At 73.7% G+C, this 25153-nt stretch carries 25 protein-coding genes; 14 read left to right on the forward strand and 11 right to left on the reverse strand.

The window, feature by feature from the left end; genetic code table 11:
- Positions 1-84: 84 nt before the first annotated feature.
- Positions 85-2280 (reverse strand): hypothetical protein, encoded by a 2196-nt coding sequence (locus BFL37_RS00250; RefSeq protein WP_241533749.1) that lies wholly within the window; start codon positions 2278-2280, stop codon positions 85-87.
- Between the two features lie 236 nt (positions 2281-2516).
- On the opposite strand from BFL37_RS00250, the gene BFL37_RS00255 reads away from it, so the two are divergent.
- Together BFL37_RS00255 and BFL37_RS00260 are read left to right on the forward strand one after the other, a co-directional pair.
- Positions 2517-3935 (forward strand): glycoside hydrolase family 1 protein, encoded by a 1419-nt coding sequence (locus BFL37_RS00255; RefSeq protein ID WP_086513186.1) that lies wholly within the window; start codon positions 2517-2519, stop codon positions 3933-3935.
- A gap of 93 nt (positions 3936-4028) precedes the next feature.
- A complete protein-coding gene (locus BFL37_RS00260; protein WP_086513187.1) occupies positions 4029-4595 on the forward strand; it encodes a LemA family protein in 567 nt (188 codons plus the stop codon).
- 10 nt (positions 4596-4605) lie between these two features.
- Here BFL37_RS00260 and BFL37_RS00265 read toward each other — a convergent pair whose 3' ends face one another.
- Positions 4606-5850: a winged helix-turn-helix domain-containing protein gene (locus tag BFL37_RS00265; RefSeq protein ID WP_086513223.1), complete on the reverse strand. Its 1245-nt coding sequence runs from the start codon at positions 5848-5850 to the stop codon at positions 4606-4608.
- A gap of 109 nt (positions 5851-5959) precedes the next feature.
- On the opposite strand from BFL37_RS00265, the gene BFL37_RS00270 reads away from it, so the two are divergent.
- Together BFL37_RS00270 and ilvA are read left to right on the forward strand one after the other, a co-directional pair.
- Positions 5960-7195 carry an AI-2E family transporter gene (locus BFL37_RS00270; RefSeq protein WP_086513188.1) on the forward strand — a complete coding sequence of 412 codons (1236 nt, stop codon included), beginning with the start codon at positions 5960-5962 and terminating at the stop codon, positions 7193-7195.
- Complete coding sequence (gene ilvA, locus BFL37_RS00275; RefSeq protein ID WP_086513189.1) at positions 7192-8580, forward strand: threonine ammonia-lyase; 1389 nt, start codon at positions 7192-7194, stop codon at positions 8578-8580. The genes BFL37_RS00270 and ilvA overlap by 4 nt, the downstream gene beginning before the upstream one ends.
- A 70-nt stretch (positions 8581-8650) precedes the next feature.
- On the opposite strand, the gene greA is transcribed toward ilvA, so the two are convergent.
- Positions 8651-9139, reverse strand: coding sequence for a transcription elongation factor GreA (greA, locus tag BFL37_RS00280; RefSeq protein WP_086513190.1), 489 nt, complete (start codon positions 9137-9139; stop codon positions 8651-8653).
- A gap of 60 nt (positions 9140-9199) precedes the next feature.
- The gene (locus BFL37_RS00285) at positions 9200-9682 is read right to left on the reverse strand and encodes a DUF4307 domain-containing protein (RefSeq protein ID WP_086513191.1); all 483 of its coding nucleotides are present in this window, start codon (positions 9680-9682) and stop codon (positions 9200-9202) included.
- 66 nt (positions 9683-9748) lie between these two features.
- Here BFL37_RS00285 and mca point away from each other — a divergent pair, with 66 nt between their 5' ends.
- The 6 genes from mca (at position 9749) to BFL37_RS00315 (ending at position 15070) form a co-directional block, all read left to right on the forward strand.
- Positions 9749-10633 carry a mycothiol conjugate amidase Mca gene (gene mca, locus BFL37_RS00290; protein ID WP_241533751.1) on the forward strand — a complete coding sequence of 295 codons (885 nt, stop codon included), beginning with the start codon at positions 9749-9751 and terminating at the stop codon, positions 10631-10633.
- On the forward strand, positions 10633-10977 hold the full coding sequence (locus BFL37_RS00295; protein WP_086513192.1) for a hypothetical protein: 345 nt from the start codon (positions 10633-10635) through the stop codon (positions 10975-10977). The genes mca and BFL37_RS00295 overlap by 1 nt, the downstream gene beginning before the upstream one ends.
- A gap of 112 nt (positions 10978-11089) precedes the next feature.
- Positions 11090-11563, forward strand: a complete 474-nt coding sequence (locus BFL37_RS00300; RefSeq protein WP_086513193.1) for a hypothetical protein — start codon at positions 11090-11092, stop codon at positions 11561-11563.
- Positions 11564-11727: 164 nt separating this feature from the next.
- On the forward strand, positions 11728-12726 hold the full coding sequence (locus BFL37_RS00305) for a carbohydrate ABC transporter permease (RefSeq protein ID WP_086513194.1): 999 nt from the start codon (positions 11728-11730) through the stop codon (positions 12724-12726).
- Positions 12723-13637, forward strand: coding sequence for a carbohydrate ABC transporter permease (locus BFL37_RS00310; protein ID WP_143331569.1), 915 nt, complete (start codon positions 12723-12725; stop codon positions 13635-13637). Before BFL37_RS00305 ends, BFL37_RS00310 begins: the two co-directional genes overlap by 4 nt.
- 53 nt (positions 13638-13690) lie before the next feature.
- Entirely contained in the window at positions 13691-15070 is a 1380-nt protein-coding gene (locus tag BFL37_RS00315) for an extracellular solute-binding protein (protein WP_086513195.1), read from the forward strand.
- 23 nt (positions 15071-15093) lie between these two features.
- Here BFL37_RS00315 and trhA read toward each other — a convergent pair whose 3' ends face one another.
- Positions 15094-15837, reverse strand: a complete 744-nt coding sequence (gene trhA, locus BFL37_RS00320; RefSeq protein WP_086513196.1) for a PAQR family membrane homeostasis protein TrhA — start codon at positions 15835-15837, stop codon at positions 15094-15096.
- Between the two features lie 81 nt (positions 15838-15918).
- On the opposite strand from trhA, the gene BFL37_RS00325 reads away from it, so the two are divergent.
- Both BFL37_RS00325 and BFL37_RS00330 read left to right on the forward strand, forming a co-directional pair.
- Positions 15919-16704 (forward strand): isoprenyl transferase, encoded by a 786-nt coding sequence (locus BFL37_RS00325; protein ID WP_086513197.1) that lies wholly within the window; start codon positions 15919-15921, stop codon positions 16702-16704.
- A 236-nt stretch (positions 16705-16940) separates the two neighbouring features.
- Positions 16941-18287 (forward strand): PhoH family protein, encoded by a 1347-nt coding sequence (locus tag BFL37_RS00330; RefSeq protein ID WP_086513226.1) that lies wholly within the window; start codon positions 16941-16943, stop codon positions 18285-18287.
- Positions 18288-18363: 76 nt separating this feature from the next.
- Here BFL37_RS00330 and BFL37_RS00335 read toward each other — a convergent pair whose 3' ends face one another.
- From BFL37_RS00335 to xseA, 6 genes are all read right to left on the reverse strand, one after another.
- Positions 18364-18642, reverse strand: coding sequence for a hypothetical protein (locus tag BFL37_RS00335; protein WP_086513198.1), 279 nt, complete (start codon positions 18640-18642; stop codon positions 18364-18366).
- A 31-nt stretch (positions 18643-18673) separates the two neighbouring features.
- Positions 18674-20101: a class II fumarate hydratase gene (locus tag BFL37_RS00340; protein WP_086513199.1), complete on the reverse strand. Its 1428-nt coding sequence runs from the start codon at positions 20099-20101 to the stop codon at positions 18674-18676.
- An 82-nt stretch (positions 20102-20183) separates the two neighbouring features.
- Positions 20184-20831, reverse strand: a complete 648-nt coding sequence (locus BFL37_RS00345) for a carbonic anhydrase (RefSeq protein ID WP_086513200.1) — start codon at positions 20829-20831, stop codon at positions 20184-20186.
- Positions 20828-21550: a DUF4245 domain-containing protein gene (locus tag BFL37_RS00350; RefSeq protein WP_086513201.1), complete on the reverse strand. Its 723-nt coding sequence runs from the start codon at positions 21548-21550 to the stop codon at positions 20828-20830. The genes BFL37_RS00345 and BFL37_RS00350 overlap by 4 nt, the downstream gene beginning before the upstream one ends.
- A gap of 2 nt (positions 21551-21552) precedes the next feature.
- Positions 21553-21795 (reverse strand): exodeoxyribonuclease VII small subunit, encoded by a 243-nt coding sequence (locus BFL37_RS00355; RefSeq protein WP_086513202.1) that lies wholly within the window; start codon positions 21793-21795, stop codon positions 21553-21555.
- Positions 21796-21805: 10 nt separating this feature from the next.
- A complete protein-coding gene (gene xseA / locus BFL37_RS00360; protein ID WP_086513203.1) occupies positions 21806-23122 on the reverse strand; it encodes an exodeoxyribonuclease VII large subunit in 1317 nt (438 codons plus the stop codon).
- A 102-nt stretch (positions 23123-23224) separates the two neighbouring features.
- Between xseA and BFL37_RS00365 the strand changes: the two genes are divergently transcribed.
- Positions 23225-24259, forward strand: coding sequence for a 4-hydroxy-3-methylbut-2-enyl diphosphate reductase (locus BFL37_RS00365; RefSeq protein ID WP_086513227.1), 1035 nt, complete (start codon positions 23225-23227; stop codon positions 24257-24259).
- A complete protein-coding gene (locus BFL37_RS00370) occupies positions 24256-25095 on the forward strand; it encodes a DUF6264 family protein (RefSeq protein ID WP_086513204.1) in 840 nt (279 codons plus the stop codon). The genes BFL37_RS00365 and BFL37_RS00370 overlap by 4 nt, the downstream gene beginning before the upstream one ends.
- The last annotated feature ends 58 nt before the right edge of the window (positions 25096-25153 follow it).

Below are 25153 nucleotides of genomic sequence, written 5' to 3' on the forward strand. Positions count from 1 at the left end.
AGCCGGCGACGGACCCAGTGTGGCCCCGGCCGACCATCGGCACCAGATGCGGCGCGGCGCCCGGACAGGGGCGGGGGAGCGGTGCTAGAGGCGCTGCAGGGAGGGCTCGACCACGCGGATCCAGAGCCACACGGCGATGCTCACCGCCGCGAAGGCGGCCGAGACGACGAGCGCCGTGATCCAGACCCCGGCCGGCACGCCGCTCGCGGTCGTCGCGACGGCGGCGAAGGCGAGCGTGAGGACGGCGACGCTGACGACGGCCCAGAGCGGCAGGGAGCGCAGCAGGAGCGAGCGGCCGAGGACGAGGGACACGGGCGCGAGCGCGAGGGCCGCGGAGCTGAGCGAGGCGAGGGTGACAACGCTGAGCAGCTCGTTCGCCAGCTGCGGCCACATGGCACCGTCGGCGGGGACCAGGCCGTAGAGGATCCACGCCACGAGGCCGAGCGCCGCGAGCGACCCCGACTGCACGAGCGCGAGGCGGGCCCGGGACCGGTCGTCGCGGTCGTCGGCGACGAGGCCGAGGACCTGGCCGATGACGATGGGCGGGGCGAGCCCGAACGCCCGGGACACGAGGACGGCGGTCGCCGAGAGCACGAGGAGGGCGGGCACGGCGCGCACGCGGGCGGGCCCGGCGCCCACGCGTCCGGCGACCGAGGCGACCGCGACCACGCCGACGCCGTTGACGATCGCGAGCCCGACGAGGGCGGCGAGGAAGAGGCGGACGGCGTTGGGGTCGGATCCCACGGGCAGCGACAGCGCGGCCAGCGCGGCGGCCAGCGCGAGTGCCGCCGCGGCGACGCTCCAGCGGCCGACACGGCCGGGCTCGTGGGCGGGGCGGGATCCGAGGAGCGTCGGCTCGGGCTCCCGGCGCGCGGGCACGGCGATGGGGGCGGAGTCGAGCCGGCCCGGCACGATGCGCATCTGGCCGGTCGTCGCGGTCGAGTCCGTGAACGCCGCGGCCGCGGCCCGGGTGGTGAGGGCGCCGGCGTCGCCGCGGGCGACGATCCGCAGCGGCGTCACGTCCGCCGCGGAGCGGTGGCGCCCGCCGAAGCGCGCCACGAGGGCGCCGCGGAGGAGGAGGGCCGGCAGGGTCACGAGGAGCACCGCGCCGAGGGCGAGGAGGAGGGGGAGCAGGCCGCGTCCGTCGGTGAAGGCGGCGGGCAGCGGCTGGAGCGAGGTCCCGAAGCGCGTGGGCGCGTTCCAGGTGCCCGGCGCGGCGGCCGCGGGCGCGGATCCGGTCGCGCCGTCGGGGCCGGGCGCGGTGCCGGTCGCCCCGCCGCCCTCGCCGCCGCCGGATCCGGAGCCGGGCGCGGGAGCCGCCTGCGTGCCCTCGGGCGAGCTGGTGGCCTCGGGGCTGGGGCTCGCGGGCGGCGTCGTGGCGTCCGGGGTGGGCGAGGCGGCGGGCGTCGCGACCGTGACCCGCACCTCGGGCGCGAGCGTGCTGATGTTGCCGAGCGGATCCGTGACGGTCGCCGTGATCCCGAGCGGCCCGGGCGGCAGCGTGCCGGTCGCGCACGACCACCGGCCGCCCACGACCTGGGACTGGCAGGCCGCGTCGCCGTAGCCCGAGAGGTACGCGCGCACGATGGTGCCGTCCTCGTCGGAGGTGCCGGAGATGGTGATCCCCGTGGCGTCGACCGTGGCGCCGGCCGCGGGGGCCGTGATGACGGCGGCGCCGGGCGCCGTCGTGTCGAAGCTGCCCGTGCCGCGGCCGACGGCGGGGGTGCCCGTGCTCCACGGCATGCTCTGCGTCGCGGTGACGGGGATGCCGGTCCCGGACGGGGGCGGCGGGGCGAGCAGGCACGCCCACGTGCTCGAGGCGCCGACGGTGGCGCGGCAGGCGGCGGATCCGGAGCGCGCGTCGACCGTCGCGCCCGGGAAGCCCGTGCCGCTCACGAGCCCGGTGGTGACGACGGAGAAGCTGTTGACGCCGGGCGCGCGCAGGACGGACGCGGTGGCGGTGGCCTCCTGGCCGCCCGAGGTGACGCGCACCGGGCTCTGCCCGTCCGGGACGCCCGTCGCGCTCGCGCGCCAGGTCGTGGCGGACGGGAGGGTGACGGCGGCGGGCACGCTCGCGATGGTGACCTGGACGTCGGCGCCCGCGGGCCGGGTTCCCGTCACGGTGACGGCGCCGTCGGTCGAGAAGGGCGGCGTCTCCACGGTCGGCGCGGCTGCCGGCGCGCCCGAGGGGACGGGGCTGGGGGTCGGGGTCGGCGTCTGCGTGGCGGCGGAGGCGGCGGCCGTGCCGCCGGCGGTGAGCGCCGCGAGCAGGAGGAGCACCGAGGCCGTGCGGACGAGCCGCTCGCGGGATCGACGGACGCCGCCCGCTCCACCCCCCGTGGACGGACGATCCTCGTTCCTCGCCAGATGCTGCACCGTGCGTCCATTCAGACGGGTGCGGCCGGGCGTGTCAACCGCACGCACCGACCGTGACGGAAGTGGTACGGGAACCTGGGCGGCGCGTGCCCGCGCCCGGTGCGCGGGGTGTGCATCGTCGGTGCTCGATACTGGCTCACGTGACCCCTCGCGACGCCGTCCCCGACCGCCCGACGCCGACCGAGCTGGCGGGCCTCCTCGTCGGCGGCCCCCGCATCGGGGTCAGCACGAGCGCGACCAAGGTCGAGGGCCGCGCGCACGAGGGCGGCCGCACCGAGTCGGCGTGGGACGCGTTCGCCCGCCGGCCGGGCTCCGTGGCCGACGGCAGCGACCCGGAGCGCGGCGCCGACCACGTCGCCCGCAGCGCCGAGGACGTCGCGCTCGCGGCCGAGCTGGGCGTCGACCTCCTCTCCTTCTCCATCTCCTGGTCCCGCATCCAGCCGGAGGCGCGCGGGGGCCTCCGCCGCGAGGGCATCGCGTTCTACGACGAGCTGGTCGACGCGCTGCTCGCGGCGGGGATCCGCCCGCGCGCGGCCCTGCACGACCACGACCTGCCCGTCGAGCTGCAGGACCGCGGCGGCTGGCTGCACCGCGACACCGCGCTCCGCTTCGGCGACCACGCCTACCTCGCGGCCGAGGCGCTCGCCGACCGCGTGCCCGACTGGGTCACGCTCCGGACGCCCGCCCTCACCACGATGGCCGGCCACGTCACCGGGACGCACGCCCCCGGATCCCGCCTCGGGCTCGACGCGCTCCCCACCGTCCACCACCAGCTGCTCGCGCACGGCCGCGCGGTGGAGGCGATCCGCGGCTCGAGCTCCTCCGCCCGCGTCGGCATCGTGAACGCGCACCGCGTGGTCGAGGCCGCCTCCGGGGACGACGACGACCGCGCCGCCGCGGTCGTGGCGCGCGCCCTGCACCAGGACCTCTTCGCCGACGCGGTGCTCCTCGGCCGCTACCCCGACCTCGCCGGCCCGCACGCGGAGGCGTTCGCGCGGCTCGGGCGCGTGGATCCCGCGGACCTCCGCTCCATCGGCCAGCAGCTCGACCACTACGGCGTCGCGCTCGCCGACCCGATCCGCGTCGCGGCCGTGCCGCGCCTGGTCGCCGGATCCGCCGCGATCCCGTTCGCCGAGCTGCCCTGGACCGACCACCCGACCTCCCTCGACGGGCACCCCGTCGCGCCCGACCTCGTGCCGGTCGTGCTGGCCGACCTCCGCGCGCGCTACGGCGACGCCCTGCCGCCGGTCGTGCTCTCGGGCCTCGACGCCGCCCACCCCGAGCAGGTCGACGACCGCGACGGCTCCCGCCGGGATCCCGGCAGCGCGCACGCGATCTCCGACCACCTCGTCGAGGCGCTCGCCGCCGTCGCGCCCGGCGGAGCCGCGGAGGGCGTCCGGCTCGAGGCGGTCGTCGCCGGCAGCCTGCTCGACGGCTTCGAGTGGGAGGCGGGGCACCGGGCGCCGCGCGGACTCGTCCACGTGGATCCCCGGACGCGCGACCGCACGCCCCGCTCCTCGTACCGCTTCCTCCGCGACACCCTGCGCGAGCGCGGCTGACCCGGACGCGAGGCCACGCCGACGCCCCCAGAACAGGTGCGCCGGCCCCGGATCCCCCGGGACCTCCCCAGGCCCGCGCGTAGGATCCTGAGCATGGAACTGTGGATCGCGCTCGGAGTCGTCGTGCTCCTGGCAGTGCTCGTCGGCATCTACCTCTGGGCCACGTACAACGCCCTCGTCACCCTCAACGTCCGCGTGGACGAGGCGTGGAGCGACATCACGGTGCAGCTGAAGCGCCGCGCGGACCTGCTGCCGACCATCATCGAGTCGGTCAAGGGCTACGCCAGCCACGAGCAGAAGGTGTTCGAGAAGGTGGCCTCCGCGCGCACCGAGACCATCAGCGCCGCGAGCCCCGCCGAGGCGAGCACCGCGGAGGAGCACCTGCAGGGCGCGATGAAGTCGCTGTTCGCGGTGGCCGAGGCGTACCCGCAGCTGCAGACGAGCCAGACCTTCCTGCAGCTCCAGGGCGAGCTGGTCGACACCGAGGACCGGATCCAGGCGTCGCGCCGCTTCTACAACGGCGGCGTCCGGGAGCTCAACACCAAGATCACGCACTTCCCGAACACGCTGTTCGTGCGCGGGCTCGGGTTCGGCGAGCGGGACTTCTACGAGGTCTCGAGCCTCGCGTCCATCGCCGAGCCGCCGCGCGTGCAGTTCTAGCGGCCGCGCCTCACCCGACGGGATCCGCGGCGACCGCGGGCGCGACGCCCGGCAGGTGCGCCCGCAGCGCCGGCGCGAGCGTGCCGCGGTCGACGACCCCCACGTCGGCCAACCCCTGCCACGCGGCGGCGCGCTCGAGGAGGGGCGCGATCCGCTCGGCGACCACCGCGGGATCGTGCCGCCCCTCGATCCACGACGCCTGCACGCGCAGCACCCCCGCCTGCCGGTCGCCCTTGAGGTCGACCCGCGCGACGATCTCGTCGTCGACCAGCACCGGCAGCACGTAGTAGCCGTGCACGCGCTCGGCCGCCGGCGTGTAGATCTCGATCCGGTAGTGCAGGTCGAACATCCGCAGCGCCCGCTCGCGGAACCACACGACCGGGTCGAAGGGGGAGAGCAGCGCCTCCCCGCGGATCCGCCGGGGCAGCCGGGCGTCCCGGTGCAGCCACACGGGCAGCGGCTTCCCGCGGCCCTCCCAGCCGGCGACCGTGACGGGCAGCACCTCGCCCGCGTCGGCGAGGTCGCGGAGCGCGCGGTCGGTCGCGGCGCGGGACAGGCGGTGGTAGTCGCCGAGGTCGGCGGCGGTGCCGATCCCGTGCGCGACGGCGGCCCGGCGGACGAGCTCCCGCACCGCGTCCTCCTCGGGCACCTCGCGCGCGAGGACCGCGGCGGGCAGCACGTCCTCCGCGAGCCCGTAGACCCGCTCGAAGCCGCGCCGGCCGGCGCTCGCGATCTCCCCCCACGCGAACATCGCCTCGAGCGCGCGCTTCACGTCCGACCAGCCCCACCACGGGCCCGTGCGGACGTTCGACTCGTGCTCGATCGCGCTCGCGGGCACCGGTCCCGTGCGGGCGAGCTCGGCCCGGACCTCGGCGATCAGCGGCGCGTGCTCGAGCGCCCAGGAGCCCGGCCGCGTGCGTCGGGCGCGCTCCGCCTCCATCCGCCAGCCGAAGAGCGGCAGGTCGTCGACGGGGAGAAGGGCGGCCTGGTGCGCCCAGTACTCCGTGTACGCGCCGCCGCCGCCGAACAGCATGCGGTCGAGCGCGGCCCGGTCGTAGGGCCCGACGCGGGCGAGCATCGGCAGGTGGTGGCTGCGCTCGAAGACGTTCACCGAGTCGATCTGCAGCAGGCCGAGGCGCCGGATCTCCGCGGCCAGGCGGCGCGTGCCGGCGGCGGCCGCGGGATGCGGGCGGCCCAGCCCCTGCGCCGCGAGTCCCACGCGGCGGGCGAGGGCGGGGGAGACGGTGTCGGCCATGCTGCGACGGTACCCGCGGCCCCCGACCCACGGCCCGCGGGGGACCGCGCGGGGACGGGGAGCGACGCGGACGACCGGCCGCACGGGAGGCCCGTCCTAGACTCCCAGCATGATCTTCGGCCAGCGATCCCGTGCGCGCGCCGCGGCCGCCGCCCGGGCGGACGAGGCCCGCGTCGATCCCGACATCGACACCGTCCAGCCCGTCGCGCGCACCGTCGCCGAGACCGTGCCGCCCGGCATGGTCATCGCGGGCGCGTGGGCGTGGCGGCTCCTCGTCGTCCTCGGCGTGCTCGGGGCCGTGGCGTGGCTCGTGATCCAGCTGGAGTACGTGGTCATCCCGCTGTTCCTCGCCATCGTGCTCGCGGCGCTCCTCGTCCCCATCTCGAACTGGATGCAGCGCCACCACGTGCCCAAGTGGCTGGCCGTCGCGATCGCCGAGATCGGCGTCATCGTCGCGGTCGCCGCGCTCGTCTACCTCGTGACGACGCAGATCATCGGCCAGTACGACTCCATCCGCGCCCAGTCCCTGACGCGCTACGCCGACGTGCGCGGCTTCCTCATCGACGGGCCGCTGCAGCTGTCCGAGCAGCAGCTCAACGACGCGTACGCCCAGGCGGTCGACGCCGTGCAGCGGGACGCGGGCGCGCTCCTCAGCGGCGCGCTCTCGGTCACGTCGTCGCTCGGCCACGTGCTCACGGGCGTGCTGCTGGTGCTCTTCTCGACCCTGTTCATCCTCATCGACGGCGCGGGCATGTGGCGCTGGGTCGTGCGGCTGTTCCCGCGGCTCGCGCGGCCCGCGGTGGACGGCGCGGGCAAGGCGGGCTGGACCACGCTGCAGAACTTCGTGAAGGTGCAGGTGCTCGTCGCGCTGATCGACGCGGTCGGCATCGCCGGCGGCGCGGCGATCATCGGCGTGCCCCTCGCGATCCCCATCGGCGTGCTCGTGTTCCTCGGCTCGTTCATCCCCATCGTCGGGGCGGTCGTCACGGGCACGCTCGCCGTGTTCGTCGCCCTCGTCTACAACGGGCTGACGCAGGCGCTCATCATGGTCGTGATCGTGCTGGCCGTGCAGCAGATCGAGGGGCACATCCTCCAGCCGCTCATCATGGGATCCGTCGTCAAGGTCCACCCGCTCGCCGTCGTGCTCTCCGTCGCCGCGGGCGGCATGGTCGGCGGCATCGCCGGCACGTTCTTCGCCGTCCCGCTCGTCGCGACGCTCAACTCCATGGTCAAGCACGTCGCCAGCGGGGCGTGGCGGGGCAACCCCGAGCCGCCGCCTCCCGCGGTCCCCGCCGACGCCTCGCACGCCACCCGCCGTCCCCGCCCCAGGAAGCGCACCCCATGACCGACGCCGCCACCGCATCCGCCGCCGCCGCGACCCCCGCCGAGTCGGCCGCCGCCGCCCCGCACGCCGACCCGCCGCACCTGCGCGCCGTCGGCGACGAGCTCGACCCGTCGCAGCTGGGGGAGGACGCCGCGGCGCTCGCGGGGGAGCTGCCCCGCGGATCCGCGCCCACGCTCGAGCGCATCGAGGCCGCGCGCGAGGTCGTCAGCCGCGTCGCCGACGTGACGCCGATGGAGTCCTCGCGCTTCCTCGCGGAGATCCTCGGCAGCCCGGTGCACCTCAAGTGCGAGAACCTCCAGCGCACCGGCTCGTACAAGATCCGCGGCGCCTACAACCGCATCTCGCGGCTCACCGACGAGGAGAAGGCGCGCGGCGTCGTGGCCGCCTCGGCCGGCAACCACGCGCAGGGCGTCGCGTTCGCGGCCCGCGAGCTCGGGATCCGCGCCACGATCTTCATGCCGGTCGGGGTCGCGCTGCCGAAGCTCCAGGCCACCCGCCAGTACGGCGCCGAGGTCATCCTCCGCGGGCACACGGTCGCCGAGCCGCTGCTGGCCGCGGCCGAGTTCGCGGCGCAGACCGGCGCCGTGCTCATCCCGCCCTTCGACCACGAGGACGTGATCACGGGCCAGGCCACGCTCGGCCTCGAGATCCTCGACCAGACGCCCGACGTCGAGACGGTCGTCGTCCCCATCGGCGGCGGCGGGCTCATCTCCGGGGTCGCCACCGCCCTCAAGCTGCGCGCCGCCGAGGAGGGCCGCACGATCCGCGTCGTCGGCGTGCAGGCGCGCAACGCCGCCGCGTACCCGCCGTCCCTCGCCGCGGGCCGGGCGACCGAGATCGAGATCACGCCGACGATCGCCGACGGCATCGCGGTCGCGAAGCCCGGCCTGCTGAACTTCGACATCATCCGCGAGAGCGTCGACGAGGTCGTCACGGTCGAGGACGACGACACCGCCCGAGCCCTGCTGCTCCTGCTCGAGCGCGCCAAGCTCGTGGTCGAGCCCGCGGGCGCGGTCGGCGTCGCGGCGATCCTCGCGGGGCTCGTGAAGGACGCGGGCCGCACGGTCGTGATCCTCTCCGGCGGCAACATCGACCCGCTCATGATGGAGCGCGTCATCAGCCGCGGCCTCGCCGCGAGCGACCGCTACGTGAAGCTGCGGATCATGCTGCCCGACCGCCCGGGCCAGCTCGCCCGCACCTCGCAGATCATCTCCGAGGCGAACGCGAACGTCGTCGAGGTGCTGCACACGCGGCACGGCCGCGGCCTGCAGATCAGCGAGGTCGAGCTCGAGGTGAGCGTCGAGACGCGCGGACCCGAGCACACGGGCGAGGTCGTCGAGCGGCTGCGCGAGGCGGGCTACGACCCGCGTCTCCAGCGCGACTGACGCCTCCCGGGACGAGAAGAGGGGACGCGGACCATGCGGTCCGCGTCCCCTCTCGTCGTGATGGGCGGCGCTACGGCGTGTAGTTCTCCACGGCCTGGATCTCCACGGGGATCTCGCGGCCGTTCGGGGCGGTGTACGCGCCCTTCTGCCCGACCTCCCAGCCGATGATGGCCGCGCCGAGCGGCGACTGCTCGCTGTAGACGTCGAGCTCGCTGTCGCCCGCGATCTCGCGGTTGCCGAGCAGGAACTTGGTCTCGTCGCCGGCGATGAGCGCGGTGACGACCGTGCCGGGCTCCACGACGCCGTGGCTCTCGGGGGCGTCGCCGACCTCGGCGGTGCGCAGCAGCTGCGTCAGCTGGCGGATGCGGGCCTCGATCTTGCCCTGCTCCTCCTTGGCGGCGTGGTAGCCGCCGTTCTCCTTGAGGTCGCCCTCCTCGCGGGCGATCTCGATCTTCTTCGCGATCTCCTCGCGGCCCTGCACGCTGAGGGTGTCGAGCTCCCTGCTGAGGCGGTCGAACGCCTCCTGGGTCAGCCAGGTGACTGCCTGCTCCTGCGCCACGATGGACTCCTTGCACTCGCACGGACGCCCCGACGGATCCGTCAGGGCGAATCACCGAGTCTAGGCGGGCCAGCAGCTGTGGATCAAGCCCGTCACCGCGGGACCGGTGGTGCGGAGGCGCACCGTCTCCATCCGCTCGAAGCCGTCCTGGGCTGGCAGCTCCACGACCTCCCAGCCGACGATGGACCGCTGCTCGTCCTGCGCCTGCACCGCGCAGTAGGCGGCGGTGCCGGCCGGCATGACGACGGAGAACGTGACGTCGATGGTGCGGTCGTCCACGATGTCGAAGGCGCGGTCGGTGGCGTCGATGGATCCCGACGCCTGGTCGAGCCCGGCCCACAGCACCCAGGCGCCGAACACCAGGGCGACCAGGCCGCCGGCGACGCCGTAGAGCCAGCGCTGGCGGATGCGGGCGGGGCGCGTGCGCCCGTACCGCTCGTCGAGCGCGGCGGTCGAGACAGGGGGCGGGACGCGGTGCTCGACGGTCTCATCCTCGTCGTGCAGGGGGCCCGCGGGACGGGGGGATCGGGACTCGGTCGTCACGGCGATCTCCTCACGCGCACCTTGTACTCTGGGGATCCAGACTACCTTCCCCACCCTTGGAGCCCCGTGACCCTGCGCCTCATGGCCGTGCACGCCCACCCCGACGACGAGTCCAGCAAGGGCGCGGCGACGTACACCCACTACACGCACCAGGGCGCCGAGGTCATGGTCGTCAGCTGCACGGGCGGCGAGGCGGGGGACATCCTCAACGAGGGGCTCGCGGAGCGGGCGATGGCCGAGCGCGACCTGCCGGGGCTCCGCCGCATCGAGATGGCGCGCGCGCAGGCCGTCATGGGCGTGCAGCACCGCTGGCTCGGGTACGTCGACTCGGGCATGGCGCGCGAGGACGGCTCGCTGCCGCCCGCGTCGTTCGCGAGCATCCCGGTGGAGGTGTCGGCCGAGCCGCTCATCCGCCTCGTGCGCACGTTCCGCCCGCACGTGCTCGTCGCCTACGACGAGAACGGCGGCTACCCGCACCCCGACCACATCCAGGCGCACGTCGTGGCCATGGAGGCGTGGCGCGAGTCCGGCGTCACGGGCTCCTACCCCGACGCGGGCGAGCCGTGGGAGGTCTCGAAGCTCTACTTCGACCGGATCTTCAACGGCGCCAAGATCCGCGCCGTGCGCGAGCACCTGGTCGCCTCCGACGCGGCCCCCGAGATGCTCGAGGCGGTCGACGAGATGCTCGGCTGGATGGGCGACCGCCCCGACCTCGCCACCACGCACGTGCGCGTGGCCGACCACTTCGAGGCCCGCGACCGCGCCCTCCTCTCGCACGCGAGCCAGGTGGCTCCCGACAGCACGTTCTTCCGGTGGCCGCGCGACCTGCAGCAGCGGGCGTGGCCGTTCGAGGACTTCCAGCTCGTGGAGTCGCGCGTCGAGACGCCGGACGAGGAGCACGACCTCTTCGCAGGCGTCGCGGACGACGAGGACCGGGCGGTGCGCGCGTGATGGGCGCCGACCTCGGCCTGCGCCTCGCCGCGGCCGTCACCACGCCGAGCCCCAGCCCCACCGCCGAGTTCGACCCGGACACGGTCTCGCCCGGCCCCATCGGCTTCATCGCGATCTTCTTCGTGGCCATCGTCGTCCTACTGCTCATGGTCGACATGACCCGGCGCATCCGTCGCACCCGGTACCGCGAGGAGATCCGCGGCCGGCTCGAGGCGGAGAAGCTCGAGGCCGACCTCGCGCGCGACTCCGCTTCCGCGCGCGACCTCCCGGCGTCGGGCGGCACGGCCGCGGATGCCGAGGGCACCGCGGATCCGGACGACACCGCGGGTCCGCCGCGAGGCTGACCGCCGCCGCGCTCCGGGGGCGTGGTGATCCTCCCGCTGTGGACGAGCGCGGGTCCTCCGCATCGCGGGGTGCCTAGTCTCGGGCTCCACCCCAGAACGGAGCCCCATCACCATGTCATCCGCCACGCCCTCCACCCGCCCGTCGCGTCGCCTCCGCCGCGCGGGTCCCGTGGCCGCCGGCGCCGCGATCGCGCTCTCCGCCGTCGTCGGCCTCGGCATCGCACCGGCCTCCGCGGCCGACGCGTTCTACCCCTTCGGCACCGACCACGTCCGGGTCCACACGCACTGGCTCTCGTCCGGCGTGAACGTCCGGTCCATCCGGGTCACCGGGCCGATCATCATCCAGAACGGCAAGAGCCACGCCACCTTCGACCGCTGCTTCTCCATGGGCAACGACTACCGCCCCGGCGTCGAGAAGGACCGCACGATCGCCATCGACCTGCCGAGCAACGTCTACACCGTCGTCGGCTACGCCGACGGCGCGTGCCGGATCAGCGAGGCGCGGACCGGCGGTGGCGCCTCGGGCGTCCCCTCCAGCGCGCACGACTGGACCATCAGCCCCTTCCACGGGGTGTCCCACCCCTGATGATCCGTGCGACGGCCGCCGTCCCCCATCCGGGGGGCGGCGGTCGTCGCTCGTCCGCCCGCTCGCCATGCGCGTGCACCCGTCCGTTAACCCGCTCTCCGTAGCTTGGCTGGGCACGGAGGGAACGTTCCCTCCCTCTGCTCTGCTCCCCGAGGAGGTCCGACGTGACGCACGCCCCCGCGCCCACCCGGGTCGCGCCGACGCCGGAAGCGCCGCCGCCGTCGCGGTCGTCGTCCGACGGCCACGCCGGCACGCGTCCGGGCTCCGCCGCGCGGCGTCGCCGCCGCCCGGGCCGCCTCCGCGACGGGCTCCTCTTCCTCGCCTTCGTCGGCCCGAACGTGCTGCTGCTCGCGGTCTTCACGTACAAGCCGCTGCTCGAGTCCTTCTACTACTCGACGCTGCAGTGGAACATCGGCTCGTCCGTGGCGCGCGAGGTCGGCCTCGCCAACTACGTCGCCTGGTTCCAGGATCCGCAGACGCCCACGGTCGTCGGCGTCACGCTGGTGTTCACGGGCGTCACGGTCGTCGGCTCGATGACGCTGGGGCTCGGCGTGGCCGTGCTCCTCAACCGGCGGATCCGGCTGCGCGGGCCCGTCCGCACCATCATCGTCGCGCCCTACGTGCTCTCCGGCGTGGCCGTCGGATTCCTCTGGCTCTACGTCTTCGACCCGAACTTCGGCGTCATCTCGGCCGGGCTGTCCGCCCTCGGGCTGCCGTCCCCCGACTGGTACAGCGACCCGGCCGCCGCGCTCGCCATGGTCACGACCGTGCAGGTGTGGCGCGACCTCGGCTACTGCGCGCTCATCTACCTCGCGGGCCTCCAGGCCGTGCCGAAGGACCTGCTCGACGCGGCCGCCCTCGACGGAGCCGGCCGGATCCGCACCTTCCTCCGCGTGGTGCTGCCGCTCCTCAGCCCCACCACGTTCTTCCTCAGCGTGACGACCCTGCTCAGCTCGCTGCAGACCTTCGACCTCATCAGCGCCATGACCAAGGGCGGTCCGCTGCAGGGCACGACCACGATGATGTACCAGATCTACCACGAGGGCTTCGTGGCCGGACGGGCCGGCTACTCCTCGGCGGTCGCCACGATCCTCTTCCTCGTCCTGCTCGTCGTCACGCTCGTCCAGCTCGTCGTCGTCCAGCGGAAGGTGCACTACTCGTGACCGCCACCATCACCCGGCCTGAGCCGACGGGGGCTCCCGCGAGCGCGCGTCGCATCCCGCTCGGCCGACGTCGCCCGGGCGACTCCGCCTCCTCGCGTCCGCCGCTGGCCGGCACCTACCTCGCGCTGGCGCTCGCCGTCCTCGTCATGCTGCTGCCGCTCGTCTGGATGGTGCTCACGAGCTTCAAGGCGTTCGGCGAGATCTACTCGCTGCCGCTGACGATCCTGCCGTCGTCGTTCGCGCCGACGAACTACCAGACGGCCTCGGACACGGTCTCCTTCTCCACGCTCGCGACCAACAGCCTCGTCAAGACCATCGTCGGCTCGGGGCTCAAGGTGCTGCTCGGCCTGCTGACCGCGTACGCGCTCGTCTTCATCCGGGTGCCGTTCAAGAACGTCTGGTTCGGCGTCGTGATCCTCGCGCTCCTCGTGCCGCAGCAGATCGTGATGATCCCGAACTACCAGGTCGTCGCGGGCCTCGGCTGGATCAACACGTACCCGGGCCTCATCCTCCCCGGCGTCGCGAGCGCGTACGGGACCTTCCTCTTCCGCCAGCACTTCCTCACGCTGCCGCACTCCGTGCTCGAGGCCGCGGCGATGGACGGCGCCGGGCACCTCCGCCGCCTCCGCTCGTTCGTGATCCCCATGTCGGGCCCGACGATCGCCGCCGTCGCGCTCGTCTCCATCGTGGGCGAGTGGAACGACTACCTCTGGCCGCTCCTCGTCACCACGGATCCGCGGATGATGACGCTCCCCGTCGGGCTCACGCTGCTCCAGGACACCACGGGCATCACCAACTGGGGCGTGCTCATGGCGGGCACCGTCATCGTCACGATCCCCGTGCTCGCCGTCTTCCTCGTCTTCCAGCGGCGCATCGTCGGCGGCCTCACCGCCGGCGCCGTGACCGGCTGACGCGCCCTTCCCCCTCCTCCCCGCCCGACCCGCATCCCCGACCCAGGAGAACCATGCCCATCGACCCCCGCCCGGCCCTCGGCGGCCTCGCCGCCCGTCCGTTCGACCGCCGCGGCCTGCTGAAGCTCGGCGCCGTCCTCGGCGGCACCGCGATGCTCGCCGCCTGCTCCGGCCCGTCGGTCGGCGGCGACACGGCCGCCACCGCGGCGCCCGACACCGACTGGGACGGGATCGAGCCCGCCACGGACATCACCTGGTGGACCACGCACCCCGGCCAGACCTCCGACCTCGAGGCGCAGTTCGCCTCCGACTTCCTCGCGAAGACCGGGATCACCGTCAACGTGGTGACGGGCGGCGCGAGCTACGACGAGATCGCGCAGAAGCTGCAGGCCGCCGCGGGCACCGACAGCATGCCGGACATGGTCAACGCGAGCGACACCTGGTGGTTCCGCTACATGGTCAACAAGCAGTCCATCGCGATGGACGGCCTCATGACGCACCTCGGCTTCGAGCTGGACGACTTCAACGGGGTGTTCCTCGACGACTACCTGTACGACGGTGCGCGCTACGCGGTCCCGTACGCCCGCTCGACGCCGATCTTCTACTACGACAGGTCGATCTGGCAGAGGGCGGGGCTCCCCGACCGCGCGCCCGGCACCTGGGCCGAGCTCGAGGAGTGGGCGCCCGCGATCATGAAGGCGACGGGTGGCACGCCCGCCTTCCGCGTGCCGCAGGGATCCATCGGCACCTGGGCGATGAGCAACGTCCTCTGGGGCCGCGGCGGGCAGTACTCCGACGGCTGGGACCTCAAGCTCGACCAGCCCGAGACGCTCGAGGCGGCCCGGTACGCGCGCGGCCTCGTCTTCGACTCGAAGATCGCGAACGTGGCGGCGGCCAGCGGCGACACCGCGGTCGACTTCGCGGGCGGGCTCGCGCCGTGCACCATCGCCTCGGCGGGTGCGGTCGGCATCGTCACCGCGAGCGCCGCGTTCCCCATCGGGACGGGCGTGCTCCCCGGCGGCCCCCAGGGGCAGTTCGTACCCACGGGAGGCACGGGCCTCGCGGTCATCGGCAGCAAGACCAAGGAGCAGCAGCTCGCGGCGGCCATGTTCATCAAGCACGTCACGGAGGTCGACCAGCAGGTGGCCTTCGCGAAGAAGACCGGCTACTCGCCCGTCCGGACCTCGGCGGGCCAGTCCGCGGACCTCACGGGCTTCTGGGCCTCGAACCCGGCGTTCCGCACCGCGTACGACAGCCTCGAGCACGTGCGCTCGCAGGACTGGGCGCGCACGCTGATCCCGAACGGCGACACGTACCTCCAGCAGCCGTGGTCGCAGATCCTCACGCAGGACGCGGACCCGGCCGACGTGTTCCCCGCCGCGGCGACGCAGCTCACCTCCGCCTTCACGGAGAACGTGCAGCCCTACCTGTAGCGGGCGTCGACGCGCCCGCCCGGTCAGACGACGGGCGGGTGCGTCGCCACGAGGAGGATGCCCGTCCAGTGGCAGAGGAACGCCACCAGGGTGAACGCGTGGAAGATCTCGTGGAAGCCGAAGCGGCCGGGCCAGGGGTTCGGCCGCTTCAGCGCGTAGGCGACGGCGCCCACCGTGTAGGCGAGGCCGCCCGCGAGGATGAGCGTCATCATGGCGGCGTCCGCGCGGAAGAAGTCGACGATGAACACGAGCGACGCGTAGCCGAGCACGAGGTACAGCAGCACGTAGAGCCAGCGCGGGGCGTGGATCCAGAACACGCGGAAGAGCACGCCGAGCGCGGCCCCCGACCACACCAGCCAGAGCAGCAGCACCGACTTGTCGTGCGGCAGCGCGAGCACCGTGATGGGCGTGTACGAGCCCGCGATGAGCAGGAAGATGTTGGCGTGGTCCATCCGCTTGAGGAGGATCCTCGCCCGCGGCGACCAGTCGAACCGGTGGTAGACCGCCGAGACGCCGAACAGCAGCAGCGACGACGCGACGAACACGGCGCACGAGATGCGCGCGGCCGTGCCGTCGGCCACCGCGATGAGCACGATCCCGAGCACGAGCGCCACCGGCGTCATGCCCGCGTGCAGCCAGCCGCGCCAGGTCGGCTTGGGCTCCGGGCCGACGTCCTGGGCGTCCTCGACGAGCGGGAGGTGCGCGACCGACGCGTCCTCCTCCGGGGTGTCGCCGAGCGGTCCGGGGGAGGAGGCGTCGCGCGTCATCCTGCGAGTGTAGGACAGCCGCGGCGACGTCAGCCGGGCGGGCGATCCGGGCTCCCGGGAGCGTGGGATAGCGTTGCACCCGTGCGAGAGAAGCCGATCCGACCGTGGCGCGGTCTGCTCTACCGGGCGTACCAGAAGCGCATCCGCCGCGGCCTCGACCGGAACGCGCTGCCGCACCACATCGCCATGATCCTCGACGGCAACCGCCGCTGGGCCCGCCAGCTCGGGCTCGAGTCCGCGGCCCACGGGCACCGCGCGGGAGCGGCGAAGTTCCTGGAGTTCCTCGAGTGGTGCGACGACCTCGACATCAAGGTCACGACGCTGTACCTGCTCTCCACCGACAACCTCACGGGTCGCGGCAGCGCCGAGCTCACCGCGCTCATCGACATCATCGGCGAGCTCGCGGAGGACCTCTCCCGGCACCGTGACTGGCGGGTCAAGCACGTCGGATCCGACGAGGGCCTGCCGCCCGAGCTCCTCGCCCGGCTCGACGCCTCCGAGGAGCGCTCGCGGGGCAACGGCGGGCTCCACATCAACCTGGCGGTCGGCTACGGCGGGCGCACCGAGATCGCCGACGCCATGCGCAGCATCGTGCAGTCCCACCACCTCGCCGGCGGCACGCTGGAGGACCTCGCGGCGCTCCTCACGCCCGACCTCATCGGCGAGCACCTCTACACGAGCGGGCAGCCGGATCCGGACCTCGTGATCCGCACCTCGGGCGAGCAGCGCATCAGCGACTTCATGCTGTGGCAGTCGGCCCACAGCGAGCTCTACTTCATGGAGGCGCTCGGCCCGGACCTCCGCGAGGTCGACTTCCTCCGCGCCCTCCGCGACTACTCCTCGCGCCAGCGCCGCTTCGGCTCCTGACGCGCCGGACCGCGCTCCCGCCGCGTGCCCGGCCGCCGTGCCGGGGAAGAGTTAATGTCCGCGACACATCCGGACCCGCGTCGCTCTGGTCATGTCGCTGGTGCGCGACGTAGGTTCGCACTCATCGGGCATGGCGCCCGATCGAGAGGGCCGCAGGATCTCTTCTCGCCACCGTGGCCCGATCGCCGTCAGGATCCGAGCGCGACCGCTCGGGGATGGAGTGGCCCGTGGCCCCGATGGACAGCCAGAGCAGCACCGCACGACGCGCGAGCCGGGGGGAGGGGACGCCGCAGGCCGAGCGCACGTACGTGCTCGACACCTCCGTCCTCCTGTCCGACCCGCGTGCGCTCTTCCGCTTCGCCGAGCACGCGGTGGTGATCCCGGTCATCGTGATCACCGAGCTCGAGGCGAAGCGCAACGACCCGGAGATCGGCTACTTCGCGCGGCAGGCCCTCCGCCTCCTCGACCAGCTCCGCGAGGAGCACGAGCGGCTCGACTTCCCCATCGAGGTGGGCGAGGCCGGCGGCACGCTGCGGGTCGAGCTCAACCACTCGAGCATGTCCGGCCTCCCGAACGGCCTGCAGCTCGGCGACAACGACTCCCGGATCCTCGCGGTCGCCCTCAACCTGTCGACCGAGGGCCTCGCGGTCACGGTCGTCTCGAAGGACATGCCGCTGCGCGTGAAGGCCGCGTCCATCGGCCTGCAGGCGGAGGAGTACCGGGCCGAGCTCGCCGTGGACAGCGGCTGGACCGGCATGGCCGACGTCACGCTCTCCAGCGAGCAGATGGCCGACCTCTACGACGGCGAGACGCTGCAGTCGCGCGTCGTGCAGGACCTGCCCGTCAACACGGGCGTCGTGCTGCACTCCGACCGGGGATCCGCCCTCGGCCGGGTCGTCCGCCGCGGCACCGTCAAGCTGGTGCGCGGCGACCGCGAGGTGTTCGGCCTCAAGGGGCGGTCCGCGGAGCAGCGGCTCGCGATCGACCTGCTCCTCGACCGCGAGGTGGGGATCGTGTCCCTCGGCGGCAGCGCCGGCACCGGCAAGTCGGCGCTCGCCCTCTGCGCCGCCCTGGAGGCGGTGCTGGAGAAGCAGCAGCACCGCAAGATCATGGTGTTCCGGCCGCTGTACGCGGTGGGCGGCCAGGAGCTCGGCTACCTGCCGGGCGACGCCACCGAGAAGATGAACCCGTGGGCGCAGGCCGTGTTCGACACCCTCGGCTCGGTCGTCTCGCAGAACGTCATGGACGAGGTGGTGGAGCGGGGGATCCTCGAGGTGCTGCCGCTGACCCACATCCGCGGGCGGTCGCTGCACGACGCCTTCGTGATCGTCGACGAGGCCCAGTCGCTGGAGCGGAACGTGCTGCTCACGGTGCTCAGCCGCATCGGCCAGAACTCGCGCGTGGTGCTCACGCACGACGTCGCCCAGCGCGACAACCTGCGGGTCGGGCGGCACGACGGCGTCGCGAGCGTCATCGAGACGCTGAAGGGCCACGAGCTGTTCGGGCACATCACGCTCACCCGCTCGGAGCGCAGCGCGATCGCGGCGCTCGTCACCGGGCTGCTCGACGGCGACCCGGTCTGATCCGCCGGCTCCGCGCATGACGACGGGCGCCGGTCCTCTCGGGGATCGGCGCCCGTCGGCGTCCGTGCCGGTGCGGCTAGCGGTCGAGCCGGGCGAGGATCCTCCGGCGACGGCGGTGCAGCCGCCACCAGCTGAGCGAGTGGCGCACCTGGATCCGGCCGAGCTCCGCGAGCCCGGGCAGACCCGCCTCCGCCAGCTGCCGGTCGACGGCCGCGCGGTCGTCGCGGTCGCCCGCCTCGACGACGGCGTGCGCGCGGCGCACCCGGTCCGAGGAGAGCGGGTGCGCCGCGATGGCGGCGTCGACCGCGGCGAGCCCGGCGCGCGGGTCGCGCGGGTCGCCGGGTGCGGCGGTCATGCGTCGGCCGTCGGGATGCGGGCTGCCCGGCCTAGAGGCCGGGCGCCGTCATCCGGAGCACGTCGAGGCCCTGGTCGAGCTGCTCCTCGGTGATCTCGCCGCGCTCGACGTAGCCGAGGTCGACCACCGCCTCGCGCACGGTCATCTTCTGGGCGACCGAGTGCTTCGCGATCTTCGCCGCGGCCTCGTAGCCGATGATGCGGTTGAGCGGCGTGACGATCGACGGCGACGACTCCGCGAGCGCGCGGGCGTGCTCCTCGTTGACGCGGAGGCCGTCGACGGTCTTGTCGGCGAGCAGGCGCGTGGAGGCGGCGAGGATGCGGATCGACTCGAGCAGCGACGAGCCCATGACGGGGATCGCGACGTTGAGCTCGAACAGGCCCGAGGCGCCCGCCCACGCGACGGTCGCGTCGTTGCCGATGACCCGCGCGCACACCATGAGCACGGCCTCGGGGATGACGGGGTTGACCTTGCCCGGCATGATCGAGGATCCGGGCTGGAGGTCCGGGATGTGCAGCTCGCCGAGGCCCGTGTTGGGGCCCGAGCCCATCCAGCGGATGTCGTTGCAGATCTTCGTGAGGCTCACCGCGAGGGTGCGGAGCGCGCCCGACGCGTCGACGAGGCCGTCGCGCGCGCCCTGCGCCTCGAAGTGATCCAGCGCCTCGGTGACGGGGAGGCCCGTGTCCTCCGCGAGCACCTGGATGACCTTCTGCGGGAAGCCGAGCGGGGTGTTGATCCCGGTGCCCGTGGCGGTGCCGCCGAGCGGGACCTCCGCGACGCGGGGGAGCGCCGTGCGCACGCGCTCGATGCCGAGGCGGATCTGGCGCGCGTAGCCCGCGAACTCCTGGCCGAACGTGACCGGGGTCGCGTCCATGAGGTGCGTGCGGCCGGCCTTGACCATGCCCTTCCAGGCCTCGGCCTTCGCCTCCAGCGACTCGGCGAGGTGCTCGAGCGCCGGGATCAGCTCCGCGATGAGCGCGCCCGTGACGGCGACGTGCACCGAGGTGGGGAAGACGTCGTTCGAGGACTGCGACGCGTTGACGTGGTCGTTGGGGTGCACGGGCTTCCCGAGGGACGCCGTGGCGAGGGCCGCGAGGACCTCGTTCATGTTCATGTTCGAGCTCGTGCCGGAGCCCGTCTGGTACACGTCGATGGGGAAGTGCTCGTGGTGGGATCCGCCCGCGACCTCGTCGGCGGCCGACACGATGGCGGCGGACACGTCGGCGTCGACGATGCCCATCTCGCCGTTCACGATGGCGGCGGCGCGCTTGATGCGGGCGAGCGCCTGGATCTGCGCGGGCTCGAGCCCGCGGCCCGAGATGGGGAAGTTCTCGACGGCGCGCTGCGTCTGGGCCGCGTACAGCGCATCCCGGGGGACCCGCACCTCGCCCATCGTGTCGTGCTCGATGCGGAACTCGTCCGTCGTGCCGCTGTCTGATCCGGGGGAAGTGTCGACCACGCTGTTTCTCTCTCCTTCGGGACGGGTGATGCACCGGGGCCGCCTGGGCCGCGGGGTCTGCGGGTCAGCGCGGACGGCTCCTCTAGCGAGGGATGTCGCCCACGATGACGTCGGGCACCGCGGTGCCCTCGAGGAGCTTGTAGTTGGCGCCGACGATGGCCAGGCTACCGGCCGCCACCCGGTCGGAGATCATCTCGGAGGCCTCCAGCATGCGGGTCACGGTGCCGCGCAGGTGCTGGCGGCCGACCTCGCCGGCGTCGACCTCGGAGGGGACGACGTGGTCGCCCGCCACGCGATGGACGGCGGGGGCGATGGGCGCGATGAGGTTCGCGATGTGCGGCGGCAGCGCCTCGGCTCCGGGCGCCGCGCTCTCGATGGCGGCGCGCACGGCGCCGCACTCGTCGTGCCCGAGCACCACGATGAGCGGCACGCCCAGCACGGCGACGGCGTACTCCAGGCTGCCGAGCACGGAGTCCGAGATGATCTGGCCCGCGTTGCGGATCACGAAGAGGTCGCCGAGGCCCTTGTCGAAGATGATCTCGGCCGCGAGCCGCGAGTCGCTGCAGCCGAAGAGCGCGGCCGTGGGGCGCTGCACGTGCGCGAGGGCGGCGCGGCGCTCGACGTCCTGCCGCGGGTGGCGCGGGGTGCCGTCGACGAAGCGGGCGTTGCCCTCCATCATCTCGGCCCAGACCTCGGCGGGGGTCTGCAGGGCCTCGTCCTGGTCGGTCATCCTTCGGTCCCCTCTCCGGGTGCGGTGGTGCTCGTGGTGTCGTCGGCGGTCGTGGGGGCGGGCGCGGGCGTCGTGGGATCTCCGGCCGTGCCGCGCGCGGCCGCGACGGCGTCGATGGCGGTGCGGAGCTCGTTCGCGTCGGCCGTGCCGTAGATCGCGTAGGTGCTGTCGCCGTCGACCGCGCTCGCCGCGAGGACGACGTTGCCCGGGTCGTCCGCCTGCGAGTTGTCGTACAGGGTCCACTCGAGGCCGCCGATCTCCTCGGAGCTCACCTCGGGGGCGGACTGCAGCGTCTCGTCGAGCCAGGTGGGGTTCGCGTCGATGCCCTGCGAGATCCCGACGTAGCGGTTGCTCGGCGTGATGAGGCCGATGTACCAGACGGCCACGCCGTCGCGGCCGGCCGGGCGGATCTCCGCGTCGTTGCTCTTCCACGCCGTCGGCAGGTCGGGCACCACGAGCGTCTGCGGGAAGCCGCCCTGGGCCTCCGCGGCCACGGCGCCGTAGTCGACGTCGGGCAGGATGGTCGTGTTCGAGCGGGGGACGAGCGCGATGATCACGGCGACCGTGGCCACCGTGACGATGAGCGAGTAGAGCAGGTTGCGGAACGTCTGCTTGGCGCGGTGCCGGCGCGAGTCGGCGGCCTTGCGGGCGGCGGTCTCCTCGGGCGTCTCCGGTCGGCCGAGCTCGGCGACGACGTTCGGCGTGCGGTCCTTCGCCACGGTCAGCCGGCGTCGGACGCGGTGGTGCGGGCGGCGTCGAGCCGCGCCTTGGCGCCGAGCAGCCACTCCTCGCAGCGCGCCGCGAGGGCCTCGCCGCGCTCCCACAGGGCGATCGACTCCTCGAGCGTGGTCGCGCCCTGCTCGAGGTCGTTCACGACGCGCACCAGGGCGTCGCGCGCCTCCTCGTAGCTGAGCTCGGAGACGTCGGGCAGGCGTGCGCCGGTGTCGGCGGGGCTGGTGGGCATGGGGGAGATCCTAGCTTTCGGCGTCGGACGCCGGCCGGGCGTCCGGGGCGGGGGAGGCGGGCAGCCGCGCGGCCGACGAGGGGATGTCGTCGGTGGGGCCGGTGGAGGTGGCGCCGAGCGCGCCGGAGGCGAGCCGCAGCACGAGGCCGGTGCCGTCGGGGGCGTCCGCGGGGGCGCGGAGGGCGGATCCGTCGGCCGTCTGCACGATGGCGTAGCCGCGGTCGAGGACGTGCTGCGGCGAGAGCGTGCGCAGCTGCCGCGAGAGCTCGCTCGTCTGCTGCATCCCGCGCTCGACGACGCGACCGGCGAGCTCCGCCGAGCGCGCGATGTAGCGGCCGAGCTCCTCGGCGCGCGAGTCGACGATCCACGCGGTGCTCGCGAGCACGGGCCGCGATCGCAGCTGCTCGATGCGGTCGATCTCGCCGCGCACCTGGCTCGTCAGCCGCATGCCGATCCGGGCCCTGGCCTGCTGCACGCGCGACAGCTCCTCGGAGACGTCGGGCACGACGCGCTTGGCGGCGTCGGTGGGGGTGGATGCGCGGAGGTCGGCCACGTCGTCGAGCAGCGGCCGGTCGGCCTCGTGCCCGATCGCGCTGACGAGCGGCGTGCGGCACGCGGCCGCCGTGCGCACGAGCTTCTCGTCGCTGAAGACGAGCAGGTTCTGGAAGTCGCCGCCGCCGCGCGCGACGACGATGACGTCGACCTCGGGATCCTCGTCGAGCACCCCGATGGCCCGCGTGACCTCGCCCGCGGCCCGGTCGCCCTGCACCGCGGTGTTCACGACGCGGAACCGGACGCTCGGCCAGCGCAGCTGCGCGTTCCGGAGCACGTCCTTCTCGGCGTCCGAGTCCTTGCCCGTGATGAGTCCGATGCAGCCCGGGAGGAACGGCAGGCGCCGCTTGCGGTCGGCGTCGAAGAGGCCCTCGGCGCGCAGCGTCTGGCGCAGGCGCTCGAGCCGCTCGAGCAGGTCGCCGAGGCCCACGTGGCGCATCTCCAGCACCTGCATCGTGAGCGTGCCGCCCTTGACCCAGTAGTTCGGCTTCACGAGCGCGACGACGCGCGCGCCCTGGCCGAGGTCGGCGGGGATCTTCGCGCGCACCGACGACCACACGGTGAAGCTGATGGTGGCGTCGACGTCGAGGTCCTTGAGCTTCCCGTAGACGTTGCCGCCGGATCCGCCCCACTGGGTGATCTCGCCCTCGACCCAGGCCGTGCCGAGCCGGTCGATCCAGCCCTTGATCTTGCCCGAGAGCACGGAGACCGGCCACGGCGCGTCGACCGTCGGGGCATCCGCCGCCGGCATGGACACGGTGCGCGTCTCGCTCATGGCTCCCCCACTCGTCGCCCAGCACGGGCGCTTAGACTCGGGACTGTGACTACAGCGACCACTGACCAGCGACTCGTGGGAGCACCCGTCGTCAGCCTGTCGATGCCGCGGATGCCCGGCGTCCGCAACAGGCTCAAGGATAACCCGGTGGCAGGACCCAAGAAGGTCCTGCTCGCCGCACCGCGGGGCTACTGCGCCGGCGTCGACCGCGCCGTCGTCGCCGTCGAGAAGGCCCTCGAGCGGTACGGCGCCCCCGTCTACGTGCGGAAGCAGATCGTCCACAACGTGCACGTCGTCTCGACGCTCGAGCGCATGGGCGCGGTCTTCGTCGAGGAGGTCGACGAGGTCCCCGAGGGCGCCCACGTCGTCTTCAGCGCGCACGGCGTCTCGCCGGCCGTCGTGCAGGGCGCCGCCGACCGCGGGCTCCAGGCCATCGACGCGACGTGCCCCCTCGTCACCAAGGTCCACCGCGAGGCCGTGCGCTTCGCCAAGGCCGACATGCAGATCCTCCTCATCGGCCACGAGGGCCACGAGGAGGTCGAGGGCACCGCGGGCGAGGCGCCCGAGCAGACCATCGTCGTCAACTCCCCGGAGCACGCCGACACCATCGAGGTGAAGGATCCCGACAACCTCGTCTGGCTGTCGCAGACCACGCTCTCCGTCGACGAGACGATGGAGACGGTCCGCCGCCTGCGCGCCCGCTTCCCCAACCTGCAGGACCCGCCGAGCGACGACATCTGCTACGCCACGCAGAACCGCCAGGTGGCCATCAAGAAGGTCGCGGTCGACGCCGACCTCGTCATCGTCATCGGATCCGCGAACAGCTCCAACTCCGTCCGCCTCGTCGAGGTCGCGCTCGAGTACGGCGCCAAGGCGTCCTACCGGGTCGACTACGCGTCCGAGGTCAAGCAGGAGTGGCTCGACGGCGTGCAGACGGTCGGCGTCACGAGCGGCGCGTCCGTCCCGGAGGTCCTCGTGCAGGAGCTGCTCGACGACCTGGCCGACGCCGGCTACGGCGACGTGACCGCGGTGGTCACGGCCGAGGAGGACCTCGTGTTCTCGCTCCCCAAGGAGCTGCGCAAGGACCAGTCCGGCAACACGGACTCCCGCGCCATCGGCGGGCGCACCCGCGCGTGAGCGACGACGACGGCGCGCGCCGTCCCGGCCGGCCCGCACCGCGGTACGGCGAGTACGCGTCGCCGTCGTCCGCGTCGTCGACGGACGGCTCCGGGCTGTCCGAGGCGGACGCGCGCATCGTCGCGGAGGCCGCCGAGTACCGCCGCGCCCAGGCCGAGCGCGACGCCCCGCCGTCCGCAGGTCGCGGCGGCAGGAAGACCGGCAAGGCCGCGGCGCCGCAGACCCTCGCCGAGCAGATGGCGGAGGAGCGGAAGGCCGCCCGCGAACGCCAGCAGGCCGAGCGCCGCGAGGCCGAGAAGGCCGCGGCGGATGCGCGTCGCGTCGCGGAGAAGGCCGCCGCCGTCGAGCGCAGGGGGACGCGGCGCGCGCCCGACTCCGCGGCGTCAACGCGGTCCGTCGGAACCGCCGCGCCCGGCACCCCACCGGAGCGCCCCGCCTACCTCGCCGGCCAGGAGCCGCGGCGCGCGCCGCGCCGCTTCGACGCCGCCATCACGGTCGGCCTGCTCGCCGCGGGCCTCGTGAACGTCGTCGGCAGCATCGGCGCGAACGCGGATCCGTCGCAGGCCATCAACCAGTCGTACGCGCTGTTCGGCGGCGGCACCTACGAGGTCACGCCGCAGACCTCCGTCATCGGCATCGCGGTCAACGTCGTGAACATCGTCGTCTTCGTGCTCGCCGCGTGGATCTCGCTCGAGCTCGTGAAGCGCAAGCGCGTGGCCTTCTGGGTGCCGATCGCGGGCGCGGTCGTCGCGACCGTGATCACGAGCGTCCTCGTGCTGACGCTGATCGTCGCGGATCCGGCGTTCCAGCAGATCATGTCGAGCCGCGGGCCCTGACGCGCGGCGTCTGACGCACGACGGCGGGGCCGGTCCTGGTGGACCGGCCCCGCCGTCG

It is taken from the genome of Clavibacter michiganensis (assembly GCF_002151125.1).
In the GTDB taxonomy this organism is placed as follows: domain Bacteria; phylum Actinomycetota; class Actinomycetes; order Actinomycetales; family Microbacteriaceae; genus Clavibacter; species Clavibacter michiganensis_C.

Coding starts and splice junctions, on each gene's coding strand:
- BFL37_RS00365 (WP_086513227.1), top strand. CDS start 23,225: ATGCCGCGGATGCCCGGCGTCCGCAACAGGCTCAAGGATAACCCGGTG.
- BFL37_RS00330 (WP_086513226.1), top strand. CDS start 16,941: ATGGACAGCCAGAGCAGCACCGCACGACGCGCGAGCCGGGGGGAGGGG.
- BFL37_RS00345 (WP_086513200.1), bottom strand. CDS start 20,831: ATGACCGACCAGGACGAGGCCCTGCAGACCCCCGCCGAGGTCTGGGCC.
- BFL37_RS00295 (WP_086513192.1), top strand. CDS start 10,633: ATGGGCGCCGACCTCGGCCTGCGCCTCGCCGCGGCCGTCACCACGCCG.
- BFL37_RS00315 (WP_086513195.1), top strand. CDS start 13,691: ATGCCCATCGACCCCCGCCCGGCCCTCGGCGGCCTCGCCGCCCGTCCG.
- xseA (WP_086513203.1), bottom strand. CDS start 23,122: ATGAGCGAGACGCGCACCGTGTCCATGCCGGCGGCGGATGCCCCGACG.
- BFL37_RS00355 (WP_086513202.1), bottom strand. CDS start 21,795: ATGCCCACCAGCCCCGCCGACACCGGCGCACGCCTGCCCGACGTCTCC.
- BFL37_RS00300 (WP_086513193.1), top strand. CDS start 11,090: ATGTCATCCGCCACGCCCTCCACCCGCCCGTCGCGTCGCCTCCGCCGC.
- BFL37_RS00260 (WP_086513187.1), top strand. CDS start 4,029: ATGGAACTGTGGATCGCGCTCGGAGTCGTCGTGCTCCTGGCAGTGCTC.
- BFL37_RS00335 (WP_086513198.1), bottom strand. CDS start 18,642: ATGACCGCCGCACCCGGCGACCCGCGCGACCCGCGCGCCGGGCTCGCC.
- trhA (WP_086513196.1), bottom strand. CDS start 15,837: ATGACGCGCGACGCCTCCTCCCCCGGACCGCTCGGCGACACCCCGGAG.
- BFL37_RS00270 (WP_086513188.1), top strand. CDS start 5,960: ATGATCTTCGGCCAGCGATCCCGTGCGCGCGCCGCGGCCGCCGCCCGG.
- BFL37_RS00265 (WP_086513223.1), bottom strand. CDS start 5,850: ATGGCCGACACCGTCTCCCCCGCCCTCGCCCGCCGCGTGGGACTCGCG.
- ilvA (WP_086513189.1), top strand. CDS start 7,192: ATGACCGACGCCGCCACCGCATCCGCCGCCGCCGCGACCCCCGCCGAG.